Origin of the sequence: Streptomyces sp. NBC_01439, from assembly GCF_036227605.1 — a bacterium.
Taxonomy (GTDB): Bacteria; Actinomycetota; Actinomycetes; order Streptomycetales; family Streptomycetaceae; genus Streptomyces.
On sequence record NZ_CP109487.1, the window covers coordinates 5,223,212 to 5,235,759 of the forward strand.

14 protein-coding genes are annotated in these 12,548 nt (G+C 72.5%); 9 read left to right on the forward strand and 5 right to left on the reverse strand.

The window, feature by feature from the left end; translation table 11 throughout:
• Nucleotides 1–11: 11 nt before the first annotated feature.
• Nucleotides 12–956: a phosphatidylinositol-specific phospholipase C gene (locus OG207_RS23480; RefSeq protein ID WP_329107806.1), complete on the forward strand. Its 945-nt coding sequence runs from the start codon at nucleotides 12–14 to the stop codon at nucleotides 954–956.
• Here the strand turns inward: OG207_RS23480 and OG207_RS23485 are convergent.
• From OG207_RS23485 to OG207_RS23495, 3 genes are all read right to left on the reverse strand, one after another.
• A complete protein-coding gene (locus OG207_RS23485; protein ID WP_329100512.1) occupies nucleotides 936–2,381 on the reverse strand; it encodes a HAMP domain-containing sensor histidine kinase in 1,446 nt (481 codons plus the stop codon). The two genes, OG207_RS23480 and OG207_RS23485, sit on opposite strands and share 21 nt — an antisense overlap.
• Complete coding sequence (locus OG207_RS23490; protein ID WP_329100513.1) at nucleotides 2,378–3,109, reverse strand: response regulator transcription factor; 732 nt, start codon at nucleotides 3,107–3,109, stop codon at nucleotides 2,378–2,380. The genes OG207_RS23485 and OG207_RS23490 overlap by 4 nt, the downstream gene beginning before the upstream one ends.
• Nucleotides 3,110–3,183: 74 nt before the next feature.
• Complete coding sequence (locus OG207_RS23495; RefSeq protein WP_329100515.1) at nucleotides 3,184–4,464, reverse strand: S1C family serine protease; 1,281 nt, start codon at nucleotides 4,462–4,464, stop codon at nucleotides 3,184–3,186.
• A 141-nt stretch (nucleotides 4,465–4,605) separates the two neighbouring features.
• Here OG207_RS23495 and OG207_RS23500 point away from each other — a divergent pair, with 141 nt between their 5' ends.
• Nucleotides 4,606–5,661, forward strand: a complete 1,056-nt coding sequence (locus OG207_RS23500) for a DNA polymerase III subunit beta family protein (protein WP_329100517.1) — start codon at nucleotides 4,606–4,608, stop codon at nucleotides 5,659–5,661.
• A 7-nt stretch (nucleotides 5,662–5,668) separates the two neighbouring features.
• Here the strand turns inward: OG207_RS23500 and OG207_RS23505 are convergent, their stop codons facing one another.
• Both OG207_RS23505 and OG207_RS23510 read right to left on the reverse strand, forming a co-directional pair.
• Nucleotides 5,669–6,691 (reverse strand): LacI family DNA-binding transcriptional regulator, encoded by a 1,023-nt coding sequence (locus tag OG207_RS23505; protein ID WP_329100519.1) that lies wholly within the window; start codon nucleotides 6,689–6,691, stop codon nucleotides 5,669–5,671.
• A gap of 99 nt (nucleotides 6,692–6,790) precedes the next feature.
• Entirely contained in the window at nucleotides 6,791–7,588 is a 798-nt protein-coding gene (locus OG207_RS23510; protein ID WP_329100521.1) for a response regulator transcription factor, read from the reverse strand.
• Nucleotides 7,589–8,048: 460 nt separating this feature from the next.
• On the opposite strand from OG207_RS23510, the gene OG207_RS23515 reads away from it, so the two are divergent.
• From OG207_RS23515 to OG207_RS23540, 7 genes are all read left to right on the forward strand, one after another.
• Nucleotides 8,049–8,303, forward strand: coding sequence for a MoaD/ThiS family protein (locus OG207_RS23515; RefSeq protein WP_030011762.1), 255 nt, complete (start codon nucleotides 8,049–8,051; stop codon nucleotides 8,301–8,303).
• 10 nt (nucleotides 8,304–8,313) lie between these two features.
• Nucleotides 8,314–9,654, forward strand: a complete 1,341-nt coding sequence (locus OG207_RS23520; RefSeq protein WP_329100523.1) for a hypothetical protein — start codon at nucleotides 8,314–8,316, stop codon at nucleotides 9,652–9,654.
• A 63-nt stretch (nucleotides 9,655–9,717) separates the two neighbouring features.
• Nucleotides 9,718–10,431 (forward strand): LmeA family phospholipid-binding protein, encoded by a 714-nt coding sequence (locus OG207_RS23525; protein WP_329100525.1) that lies wholly within the window; start codon nucleotides 9,718–9,720, stop codon nucleotides 10,429–10,431.
• A 161-nt stretch (nucleotides 10,432–10,592) separates the two neighbouring features.
• A complete protein-coding gene (locus tag OG207_RS44095) occupies nucleotides 10,593–10,676 on the forward strand; it encodes a putative leader peptide (RefSeq protein ID WP_350206375.1) in 84 nt (27 codons plus the stop codon).
• 176 nt (nucleotides 10,677–10,852) lie between these two features.
• Nucleotides 10,853–11,698, forward strand: a complete 846-nt coding sequence (locus OG207_RS23530; RefSeq protein ID WP_329100527.1) for a sulfurtransferase — start codon at nucleotides 10,853–10,855, stop codon at nucleotides 11,696–11,698.
• A gap of 61 nt (nucleotides 11,699–11,759) precedes the next feature.
• Nucleotides 11,760–12,050: a DUF1416 domain-containing protein gene (locus OG207_RS23535; RefSeq protein WP_030011783.1), complete on the forward strand. Its 291-nt coding sequence runs from the start codon at nucleotides 11,760–11,762 to the stop codon at nucleotides 12,048–12,050.
• Nucleotides 12,051–12,186: 136 nt separating this feature from the next.
• A complete protein-coding gene (locus tag OG207_RS23540; RefSeq protein ID WP_329100529.1) occupies nucleotides 12,187–12,450 on the forward strand; it encodes a DUF3099 domain-containing protein in 264 nt (87 codons plus the stop codon).
• Nucleotides 12,451–12,548: the final 98 nt, after the last annotated feature.

The following is a 12,548-nucleotide window of genomic DNA, read 5'->3' on the forward strand; positions in this document are numbered from 1 at the left end:
CGGGCATGGCCATGGGCATCGGCACGCGCACGGACACGGACAGGGACGCGGACACGGGCCTGCACACGGACACGGGCTCGGGCCGGCGCACGGGCTTGGGCCGGCGGGCGTTCCTGGCCGGAGCACTGGCCGCCGGCACGACCCTGGGACTGGGGACCGCACCCGCCTCGGCCGCGACGCTCGGCACCCAGGACTGGATGGCCGGCCTCGGCGACTCCACCGTCCTCCAGCGCATGACCATCCCCGGCACCCACGACTCCGGCGCCACCAAGGGCGGCCTCTACGTCGCCTGTCAGAACACCTCGATCGCCCAGCAGCTCGACTCCGGCATCCGCTTCCTCGACGTCCGCTGCCGGGTTACGGGCGGCTCCTTCGCCATCCACCACGCGGCCTTCTTCCAGGACCTGATGTTCGGGGACGTCCTCGTCGCCTGCTGGAACTTCCTCGCCGCGCACCCCGGTGAGACCGTCCTGATGCGCGTCAAGCAGGAGTACTCCGGGGAGAGCGACGCCACCTTCCGCGCCGTCTTCGACGATTACCTGGACAACCGCGGCTGGCGACCCCTGTTCCGGATCTCCGACACCCTGCCCACCCTCGGACAGGCCCGCGGCAAGGTGGTCCTGCTCGCCGACAACGGCGGCCTGCCGGGCCTGCGCTACGGCGACGGCAACGTCTTCGACATCCAGGACGACTACAACACTGAGCCCTTCGCCAAGCGCGGCCGGATCGAGAACCACTTCCGCAAGGCCGTCCAGCAGCCGGGCAAGCTCTTCGTGAACTACGTCAGCACCGCGGCGTACATGCCGCCGCGCTGGAACTCCGACCGGCTGAACCCGCAGGTGCACTCGTTCGTCGACGGCGGGGAGCTGGCCGGCCGGACCGGGCTGGGCGTCGTCCCGATGGACTTCCCGAACACCCGCTCCGGCCTGGTCGCCTCACTGATCGGGCACAACTGACGGATCGGAGGGCGGCGGGGTCGGCGCCCCAGGGATGCGGAGCACCGCCTCCGTGCCCGGGCCGCCGTCGGCCGCCGCCCGGAGCTCGGCGCTGCCGCCCGCGCGCGCCACCGTACGGGCCACGATCGACAGGCCCAATCCGCTGCCGGGCAGGGCGCGGGCCGACTCGGACCGCCAGAACCGCTCGAAGACGTGCGGCAGGTCCTCGGCCGGGATGCCCGGACCGTGGTCCCGTACGGTCAGCTCGCCCGCCCGCAGCGTCACCGCGACCGTGCTGCCCGGCGGGCTGAACTTCACCGCGTTGTCCAGGACGTTGACCACCGCCCGCTCCAGCGCCGCCGCCTCGCCCCGTACGTACCAGGGCCGCAGGTCCGAGTCGAAGCGGAGCTCCGGACCGCGCAGGCGGGCCCGGGACAGCGCGGCCCCGGCGATCTCGTGCAGGGCGACCACCTGGAGCGGGCCCCCCGCTCCGGCGTCCGGCCGCGACAGCTCCTGCAGGTCGCCGATCAGCGAGGCCAGCTCCGTCATCTGCGCCTTGACCGAGGCCAGCAGCTCCCGCCGGTCGTCGGGCGGGATGGCCCGGCCGGTCTCCTCACTGCGGGCGAGCAGCTCGATGTTGGTGCGCAGCGAGGTCAGCGGGGTGCGCAGCTCGTGTCCGGCGTCCGCGATCAGCTGGGCCTGGCGTTCCTGGGAGGAGGCGAGGGCCGCCGTCATCGAGTTGAAGGACCGCGACAGGCGGGCGATCTCGTCGTCCCCGGCGTCGGGGATCCGAACCGTCAGGTCCTCGGTGCGGGCGATGTGCTCGACGGCGTCGGTCAGCTCGTCGACGGGCTGGAGTCCGGTACGGGCCACCCACAGGCCGGCGACCCCGGCGCCGACGATGCCGATCCCGGAGACCAGGAGCAGCACCCAGGCCAGGGTGGACAGGGGTTTGTCGATGTCGGCGAGCGGTTTGGCGATGGAGACGCCGCAGCAGACCTGGCCGGTGTTGGGGACCACCACCGGGATCGTGTAGACGCGCATCTCGACGCCGTCGGAAGTCGTCACGGTCTGCAGGGTCTTGCCCCGCGTGCCCGCCGCGATCTCCTTGTCGGCCCCGGTCACCGGCAGGGCGGTGGGCCCGGCGACCCAGCAGTGCCTGCCGTCGGGCCGGACGATCTGGACGGTCGCGCCCAGGTTCCCGGCGATCTGCTGCAGGGGCTGCTGCGGCGGCGGGAGGCAGTCGTTCTGCACCAGGGTCCGGCTCACCTCGGCGCCGACGTTCGTCGCCATCAGGGAGCGGTCGAGCTGCTCGCGCAGCTGGGTGCGGACCATCACCCAGGAGACCGCCGCCACGGCCGCGACCGCGAGCGCCACCGCCACCGTGACCAGCAGTGCGAGGCGGGAGCGCAGCGGCAGCGCGCGGAATCTGGCGGTCGGGCTCACTCGGGCCCGCTCTCGCCGGCGCGCAGGGCGTAGCCGACCCCGCGCACGGTGTGCACCAGGCGCGGCTCGCCGCCGGCCTCCGTCTTGCGGCGCAGGTACATCACGTACACGTCCAGGGAATTGGAGCTGGGCTCGAAGTCGAAGCCCCAGACGGTCTTGAGGATCTGCTCGCGGGTCAGGACCTGGCGCGGGTGCGCGAGGAACATCTCCAGCAGCGTGAACTCGGTCCGGGTCAGCTCCACCGGCCGCCCGGCCCGGGTGACCTCGCGGGTCGCGAGGTCCATGCGCAGGTCGCCGAAGGTCAGGGCGTCCTCGTGGCTCTCGCCGGCGGCCCGTGCGGCGGCGTAGGAGCTGCGGCGCAGCAGGGCGCGGACCCGGGCGAAGAGCTCGTCGAGTTCGAACGGCTTGACGAGGTAGTCGTCGGCTCCCGCGTCGAGGCCGGTGACGCGGTCGCCGACGGTGTCGCGGGCGGTGAGCATCAGGATCGGGGTGACGCTGCCGGAGGCGCGCAGCCGGCGGGCGGCCGTGAGCCCGTCCATCCGGGGCATCTGGATGTCCAGGACGATCAGGTCGGGGGCGTACGAGGCCGCCTTGTCGAGGGCGTCGAGCCCGTCGACCGCGGTCTGCACGGCGTACCCCTCGAAGGCGAGACTGCGGCGCAGGGCCTCGCGAACGGCCGGTTCGTCGTCGACGACGAGGATCCGCGCTTCGCCTTCGGCGGCGTTCATGGATGGGTCTCCCAGGGATGGTGGTCGGCCGTGGAGGCGGCCCGGTGGGCCGCCTCCAGCCTCGCACGGGTGGGTCAGAAGCTGGTGCCGAAGCCGTTTGCGGCGGAGCCGGAGCCGGAGCCGGAGCCGGAGCCCGTACCGGAGGAGCCCGCGCCGCCGGGGCCGCCCTTGCGCAGGGAGTCCAGGTCGGCCTTGATCGTGTCGACCGGGATGGCGAAGCCGAGGCCGACGCTGCCGGCGGCGGAGTTGCCGGAGGCGGGCGAGTAGATCGCCGACGGCATGCCCACGATCCGGCCGTTCATGTCGACGAGGGCGCCGCCGGAGTTGCCGGGGTTGAGGGAGGCGTCCGTCTGGAGGGCCTTGTACGAGGTGGTGTCGGAGCCGGTGTCCCCGTTGAACTGGCGGCCGCCGAAGGAGAACGGCCAGCTGTCCTCGCCCTGCTGCCGGCCCTGCGGGGACTGCTGCTCCGACTTCGGCACCTTCACCTCGCGGTTCAGCGCGGAGACGATGCCGCTGGTGACGGTGCCGGTGAGGCCGTCGGGCGAGCCGATGGCGACGACCTGGTCACCGACCTTGACGCCGCCGGAGTCGCCGAGCGCGGCGGGCTTCAGCCCGGAGGCGCCCTGGAGCTTGATCAGGGCCAGGTCCTTGTCGGGGTCGGTGCCCACGATCTTGGCCGGGTACTTCTTGCCGTCGCTCATCGTCACCTGGGTCTGGGAGGCGCCGCTCACCACGTGGTTGTTGGTGACGACCTCGCCGTCGGCGGTGAGGACGATGCCGGAGCCGGTGCCCTGGCCGGAGCCGGTGCGGACGTCGATGCGGACGACCGAAGGGCTGACCTGCTCGGCGACTCCCGTGACGGTGCCGGAGTTCGACTGCGAGACGTTGGTGCCGTTGACCCCGCCCCCGGTGCTGCCGGCCTGCCGCTCCATCAGCTGCTGGACGGCGGCCGCGGTGCCGCCGCCGACCAGGGCCGCGGCGAGCGCGACGGCGGCCAGCAGGGCGACGGGCCGCTTGGCCCGCGGTGCGGGGGGCGCGGCGTGGGCGGGCTGGCGGGGGCCGCCGCCCTCGCCCCCGCCGACGCCGCCCGCGGCCGCCGGGACCGTCTCGCCCCGGATGACCGGCGGCAGGTGCGCCTCGTGCCAGCCGGGCGCGGCCGGCGGGTACGAGGGCGGCGGCGGGTAGGCCGCGGGGGCCGCCGCCCCGGCTCCGGCCCCCGCTGCGGTCCCGGTCCCGGCTCCGGCCTCCTGCGTCAGCCTGTCGTGCCCGCGCTGCCAGTCCTCGCCGAACGGCGCGTGCTGGGCCGGGCTGTTCTCCTGCGGGTACTCGCCTTCGCGGCGGAAGCTGTCGGTCATGGCACCGACTCTGGCCGCAGATCATGAGAGCTTCCTGAGTCAGGCCTGAGAAGCCCGACAGAACCTGCTACGACCGACCTGAGAACCGGCCTTGACCCTCGACCTGGTGGAGGTCCCAGAGTCACGGGTGTGGAGAGCGAGATGCACAGCATTGGTGAGATGGGCCGCGACAGCGGGCTGGGCGTGAGCGCGCTGCGCTTCTACGACCGGGCGGGCGTCCTGCCGCCCGCCCGGGTGGATCCGGCGACCGGATACCGCTGGTACGCGCCCGAACAGCTCGACGAGGCCCGGCTGCTGGCCCGGCTCCGGCAGGCGGGGATGCCGCTCGCGGACGTCCGGCTGGTCCTGGCGGCCTGGTCCGGCGGGGACACCGGCCTGGTGCCCCGGCTGCTGGACGGGCACCTGCGCCGGCTCGAACGCGAGCTCGCCGATGCGCGCGGCGCGCTCTCCGCGGTACGCGCACGACTCGGACACAAGGAGAGCACCATGACCACCACCACCCGCACCGCCCGGCTGACCCTGCCCGCCCCGGAGTTCGCGGCCGCGCTGGACTCCGTACGCTTCGCCGTCGGGACCGACCCCGAGCTGCCGGTGCTCGGCGGGATCCTTTTCGACGCGGAGGGCTCGGACCTGCACGTCGTGGCCACCGACCGCTACCGGATGGCCGTGGCCCGCGCGTCCACCACCGGCCACGGCGGCGGGCGGGTCCAGCTGACCGTGCCCGCCCCGCTCGCGGACGCCATGCGGGCCCTGCTGACCGACGGCTCCCCGGCCCGGCTCACCGTGGACGGCGACGCGGTCGAGCTGGAGACGCAGGGCCGCCGGGTCGCCGGGCGGGGACTGGGCGAGGAGTTCCCCGACCACCGCCGCCTGATGCAGCTCCCCGAGGGCCGCCGCATCCCGCTGGACGTGCCGGCCCTGCGGAAGGCCCTGCGGAAGGTCCTGGCCGGGCAGGACGGCGAACGGTGCGCCCTGGTCCTGACGGACACCGTGACCGTCGCCGACGACGCCTACGAGAGCGGCGCCGCCTCCGACGGGGACCGGGTGGGGGTCAACCCCGCCTTCCTCCTCGACGCGCTCGCCGTGGGCGACGACGCGCTGCTGGAGTACGTCGGCCCCAAGGCCCCGCTGGTGCTCCTGCGCCCCGACACCGAGGACGCCTTCTCCCTGCTGATGCCGTGCACGCTGGACGCGTGACCTGCGCTCAGCGGCAGCCGCAGGAGCGGCGGATCACCAGCGCCGACGGGAACTGCTTGAGCCGTTCCCGTCGGGAGCCGGCCACCCGCAGGCCGTCGTCCAGGACCAGGTCCACGGCCGCGCGGGCCATCGCCGTGCGGTCCGAGGCCATCGTGGTCAGCGGCGGGTCGGTGAGGGCGGCTTCCTTGACGTCGTCGAAGCCCGCGACGGCCAGTTCCCCGGGCACGTCGATGCGCAGCTCGCGCGCGGCGCGCAGCACACCGATCGCCTGGTCGTCCGTGGCGCAGAAGATGGCCGTCGGCCGGTCGGGCCGCGCCAGGACCTCCAGGGCGACCGTGTACGCGTCGTAGCGGTTGTACGGGGCCTCGATGAGCCGGCCCTCGACGGAGCGGCCGGCCTCCAGCATGGCCCGGCGCCAGCCCTCGACGTGGTCGGCGACCGGGTCGCCGACCGAGGGGGTGTTCTCGATGCCGCCGATGCAGGCGACGTACTCGTGCCCGTGCTCCAGCAGGTGGCGGGTGGCGAGCTGGGCGCCGCCGATGTCGTCCGTGACGACGGCGACGTCGTCGATCGCCTCCGGGCGTTCGTGCAGCAGCACGACCCGGGCGTCCCACGCCTCGATCTCGCTGGCCGCCTGCTCGCTCATGCCCTGGCTGACCAGGATCAGGCCCGAGACCCGCATTCCGAGGAAGGCCCGCAGGTAGTGGACCTCGCGCTCGGTGCGGTAGTCGGAGTTGCCGACCAGGACCATCTTTCCGCGCTCGGCGGCGGCCTGTTCGACCGCGTGCGCCATCTCGGCGAAGAACGGCTGCCGGGCGTCCGGGACGATCATGCCTATGAGGTCGGTGCGCCGCGAGGCCATCGCCTGGGCGACCCGGTCCGGGCGGTAGCCCAGCTCCTTGATCGCGGCGAGGACACGCTCGCGCGTGGCCGGGGCGACCGGCCGGGGTCCGTTGTTGATGACGTAGCTCACGACGGCGGTCGACGTACCCGCAAGTCGTGCAACGTCATCCCGCGTCACCTTGGCCACGCGCGGCAGTCTACGCGGGGTGACCTACCTCTGGGCAGGGCGTACTGCCAAGTGGATGCTCACACCGTCTTCGGCCGATCGGGTGACGGCCGGAGCCGACTACGAGGCGGTCTGTGAAGCCGGCTGCGCGGCCGTCTGCGCCGGCTGCGCAGCCGGCTGACCGGCGGTCCTGGCCGCGGCCTTGGCCGCCGCCTGGGCCGCGGCTTCCGCCGCCGCCCGCTCGACCTTCTCCGGCGTGACGAAGCGGTAGCCGACGTTGCGGACCGTGCCGATCAGGGACTCGTGCTCGGGGCCGAGCTTGGCGCGCAGCCGCCGTACGTGCACGTCGACGGTCCGGGTGCCGCCGAAGTAGTCGTAGCCCCAGACCTCCTGGAGCAGCTGGGCGCGCGTGAAGACCCGGCCCGGGTGCTGGGCGAGGTACTTGAGCAGCTCGAACTCCTTGAAGGTGAGGTCGAGCACCCGCCCCTTGAGCTTGGCGGAGTACGTGGCCTCGTCCACCGACAGGTCACCGTTGCGGATCTCCATCGGGGAGTCGTCCGAGCCCAGCTGCTGACGGCCGGTGGCCAGGCGCAGCCGTGCCTCGACCTCCGCCGGACCCGCGGTGTCCAGGAGGACGTCGTCGATGCCCCAGTCGGCGGTGACGGCGGCCAGGCCGCCCTCGGTGACGACCAGGATCAGCGGACAGCCCGGTCCGGTGGAGCGGAGCAGCTGGCACAGCGACCGCACCTGCGGCAGGTCGCGGCGGCCGTCCACGAGGATGACATCGGCTCCCGGGGTGTCCACCAGGGCGGGGCCCTCGGCCGGGGCGACCCGGACGTTGTGCAGCAGCAGGCCGAGGGCGGGCAGCACCTCGGTCGACGGCTGCAGGGCGTTGGTGAGCAGCAGGAGTGAGCTCACGACCGACCACCTGCCCGGGTCGGACGGTGGTGCACGGTTCGCTGGTCCATCACGTCGGTTCCTCCTCGGTCCCGTCGAGGACATGCGTGGTACTGCTTCGTACGTCTTGCCCGGCGTCCCCGCGATCCCCGCGCCCTGGGGTCCGCATGGATACCACTGTTCTCGGTTCGTTCAACGCGCTGAAAGCACAAAAGGACCCGGGGGCAACGTTGCCCGGATCCTCTCGCCAAGCAGAATAGCCCACCCGTCGATGCGTGGCCGAGGCTTCTTCCGCTTCCACTTCTGTGGTTCATGCCACGCCCCTGCCCTGCGTAAGCCCGGGTTTCACCGGATCGGGGGCCCGCCGAGCGGTAACTCGGGGCCGACGGGCGCACACCCGGCGCGTCGGGGCACGCGGGGGTCGGCGGTGGGAGGGGCCATCATGGAGGCCGACGGTAGAGAGCCGACGATAGGAGCAGCAGTGGCAACCGGAACCATCCGCTACTGGGCGGCGGCCAAGGCTGCGGCCAAGACGGCGGAGGAGCCGTACTCGGCGCGCACACTGGCCGAGGCGCTCGACGCCGTGCGGGAGCGCCACCCCGGGGAGCTGACCCGGGTCCTGCTGCGCTGCTCCTTCCTCGTGAACGACGAGCCTGTGGGCAAGCGCCCGCATGATTCCGTCCCGCTGACCGAAGGGGGCACCGTCGAGGTGCTCCCGCCGTTCGCGGGCGGGTGAGCGGGAGCCGATGAGTACGCCTGAAGAACAGCAGCGCCAGCAGTACGCGCAGCAGCAGCACCAGCAGTACGCGCAGCAGCACCAGCAGCACCAGGAGGACCCGTACGGGACCCAGACCTGGCAGTCCGACACCTGGGACACCAGCTACCAGCCGGTGCACCCGCCGCTGGGCGCGGTGCCCGGGCAGCCGGCGGCGCCCGAGGGCTGGTTCCGCGACGAGGCCCCGGCGGCCCCGGCGGCCCCGGGCTCCTGGCCGGACGGCTCCGGAGCCGTCGGCGGCTACGCCCCGGCCCCGGATGCGTACCCGCAGCCGGTGGTTCCCGAGGGCTGGTACCGGGACGGGGCCCAGGCTCCGGCGCCCGCCGCTGCTCCGGTCCAGGAGTGGCCGCAGGGTGCGGAGACGGCCTACCTGCCGCCCTACCCGGGCCCCGGGCCCGACCAGCAGCACCAGCCCCCGAACCAGCACCAGCAGCACCGGCAGCCGCTGCCGGTCGAGGAGACGGCGTACATGCCGCCGGTGGCCGACGTGTCCGCCGCCGAGCCGCAGGAGATCACCTCCTGGTCCCCGCCCACCCTCGCCGGCAACACCCTGCGCGCCGTCGACCCCGCCCAGGCGCGCGCCGAGGGCCGGTCGCCGATCATCGACCCCGGTCCGCAGTCCGCCATACTCACCGCTGCCCTCGGGCTGCTGCTCGCCGTGGCCGCCGCCTTCGGGCAGTACGCCCTGCTCCTGCCGCTGATCGCCCTGCAGGGCCTCACGGCAGCCGGCTGGTTCCGCCTCAACGGCATGTGGCCCGCCCGTCAGGGCATCGCCCTCGCCTTCGCCGGAGCCGTCGTCGCCGATGCGGCCGTGCTCGCCGTCGATCCCCTCTACGGAGCCGGTGCGATCGTCGGCACCCTCGGTGCCTGGGTGCTGCTCACGCTCGTCCTGCAGCTGCGCAGCCACGCCGATCCCGACGAGCGGATGTACGGGTTGATGGCCTCGGTGGCCTCGGCCGCCCTCGCCATCATCTGTGCGGGCTATCTCGCGGCCGATTCCGCCGCCGCCACGGTCGGTGCGGTCGCCGTCGCGGTCGCCGTCTTCGCCCGTGCGCTGCCGCTGCCCACCGCCCCCTCGGTCGGCGTCTCGCTGGCCGCGGCCGCCGGTGCCGGCATCGCGGTCGGCGGGCTGACCTCGGTCGGTGCGGGCGGGGCGCTGATCGGTCTCGTGGCCGGGGTGTGCGCGCTGGTCGGGCTGCGCGTGGCGGCGTACGACTACCCGTCGAAGTTTGTGCACATGACGGCCGGTGTGGCCCTGCCGCTCGCGGCGGCCGCCCCCGCCGTGTACTTGATCGGCCGGGTGGTGGGCTGATCCCTGCCTGACGACGGTCATGGTCAACTAGAACGCACGTACCGATTAGTAGGGGGAGGGAACGTGCGTTTCCTACGTGTCGTTGTGATCGTCGGAGTGGTTCTGGGGGCCCTGTTCGTGGGGGTGGACCGCTGGGCCGCGGGTTACGTCGAGAACCGGCTGGCCGAGCGAATACAGGCGCGGCAGGGCCTGGCCGGTTCCTCGGAGGTGGAGGTCCACGGCTTCCCCTTCCTCACCCAGGTGCTCAGCCGCGACCTCGACCAGGTCGACCTGAAGCTGCGGGGCGTGGAGGTCACCGCCGAGGGCCGCAAGACGCGGCTGTCGGAGCTGGACGCGAGCTTCCACGGGGTGAAGCTGAACGGTGACTACAGCGGCGGCACCGCCGACCGGGCCGAGGGCACCGCGCTCATCACGTACGCCGACCTGACGGCGGCCTCGCAGACCGGCGCGACCCTCTCCTACGGCGGGGCGCCGGGCAAGGTGAAGGTCACCGCGACAGTGGACCTCGCCGGCAAGAAGCTGTCGCACAGCGTGGTGTCGACCGTCACCCTGGAGGACGCGACCGGCGGAAAGGGCAAGATCGTCCGGGTGCGCGCCGACGAGGTGCCGGGCGCGAGCCTGCCCGGGGTCGAGGGGATGATCCGCAAGAAGACCGACTTCGACCGCGATCTCGGCAGCGGCATGCCGGCCGGACTCCAGCTCTCGTCCCTGACCTCGGACGAGGCCGGCGTGCACCTCGCGCTGGGCGGCACGAACGTGGTGGTGGCCGGATCGTGAGACGGCGCGGTCCGATCCGCAGAAGGACGGGCCGCACGGCAGGTCCCGGGGGCGCCGCAGCGGCCGCCCCGGGCTCTCGCATCCCAACATTCGGACGATCCTGTCTCGATATATGACACGCCGGTGACAGGGCGGCTGATTCGTCCCTACGATCCATGGCTATGAAGCATCAGCAGGCGGACCTCACGAAGCGACGGGCAGTAGACCTGTGTCGCGTCGCCGCCATGCTCTGTCGATCCATGTGAACTGTGAGCGCATCCGCTCCATCGACCGGACGACGGCCCCACGGCCCTTCCCGCGTGACCGCACCAGCCTCCTGATTCCCTGACGCCTCCCCGCGCAGGACCTCGAGCGCACCCGTAGGCACGCAGCACGCGTTACCAGCACAGCCCCGCCGCACACTGCCCCGGAGGAGAACACCATGAGCCGCAGCGACGTCCTCGTAGACGCCGACTGGGTCGAGGCCCACCTGAACGACGCCAACGTCGTCATCGTCGAGGTGGACGAGGACACGTCCGCGTACGACAAGAACCACATCACCAACGCCGTCCGGATCGACTGGAAGAGCGACCTCCAGGACCCGGTCCGCCGCGACTTCGTGGACCAGGAGGGCTTCGAGAAGCTCCTCTCCGCCAAGGGCATCTCCAACGACGACACCGTCGTCCTCTACGGCGGCAACAACAACTGGTTCGCGTCCTACGCCTACTGGTACTTCAAGCTCTACGGCCACCAGGACGTGAAGCTCCTCGACGGCGGCCGCAAGAAGTGGGAGCTCGACTCCCGCGACCTGGTCGACGGCACGGACGTCCCGAACCGCCCGGCCACCGCGTACAAGGCCAAGCCCCAGGACACCTCCATCCGCGCCTTCCGCGACGACGTCGTGGCCGCGATCGGCTCCCTGAACCTGGTCGACGTCCGTTCGCCCGACGAGTTCTCCGGCAAGCTGCTCGCCCCGGCGCACCTCCCGCAGGAGCAGTCGCAGCGCCCCGGTCACGTGCCGAGCGCCCGCAACATCCCGTGGTCGAAGAACGCCAACGACGACGGCACCTTCAAGTCGGACGACGAGCTGACCGCCCTCTACCAGGCGGAGCAGGTCGATCTGGCGAAGGACACCATCGCCTACTGCCGCATCGGTGAGCGCTCCGCGCTCACGTGGTTCGTGCTGCACGAGCTCCTGGGCCAGGAGAACGTCAAGAACTACGACGGTTCGTGGACCGAGTACGGCTCGCTCGTCGGCGTGCCGATCGAGCTCGGCGCCAACAAGTAAGCAGACCACCGGGCACGCGACGGCCCTCGTAGTACGACCTCTCTAGGACAGGACAGAGAACATGTGTGGAGCACAGATCGGCGGGCCCGACCTCGCGACGCTGAAGCCCGGTGAGACCGCCATCCAGGGCCAGATCACCAAGGACGGCGAGCCGGTGTCCGGCTACGTCCGCCTGCTGGACTCGACCGGCGAGTTCACCGCGGAGGTCCCGACCTCGGCGACCGGCCAGTTCCGCTTCTACGCCGCCACCGGCTCCTGGACGCTGCGGGCGCTCGTCCCGGGTGCCCAGGCGGACCGTGCCGTGGTCGTCGCCGAGGCCGGCGGCGTGACGGACGTGGCGATCGCGGTCTGAGCACCGCACGTGTGATCGCCTGATCGAACGGCCGAAGGGCCGCACCCCCGGGGGTTGGACGCCACTGGAACGGGGTGCGGCCCTTCGTGCCGTCCGCGTCCCTTGCGGGCGGGGGCGCCGGATCTACGCTGGAGGCATGTACGCCCGGCGCCGGCGCGCCTACTTCCTGCTCATGGGCGGATGCCTGGTCCTCTTCGTGTCCGCCTGGACCTTCGTGCGCCTGCTGTCGGTGGAGGCTGCCGTGGCCATGTGCGTGGTCGCCATGGTCATCCCGCCGGTCGCCGCGATGATCGCCAACCGGCGCGGCCCGGACGACCGCTGGTGGGACGACCCCTCGGGCGACCCGAAGTCCGACGAGTGGTGGGACGAACTGGATGGAAAACGGCGCCACGACGACTGAAACCTCACGAGACGAGAATGTGATCTTCCCTCGTACAACTGCTCCGTCGCGGTGTGGGTCAAGGGGTACGCGCGGGTAACCAGCTCGCGCTCGCAGGC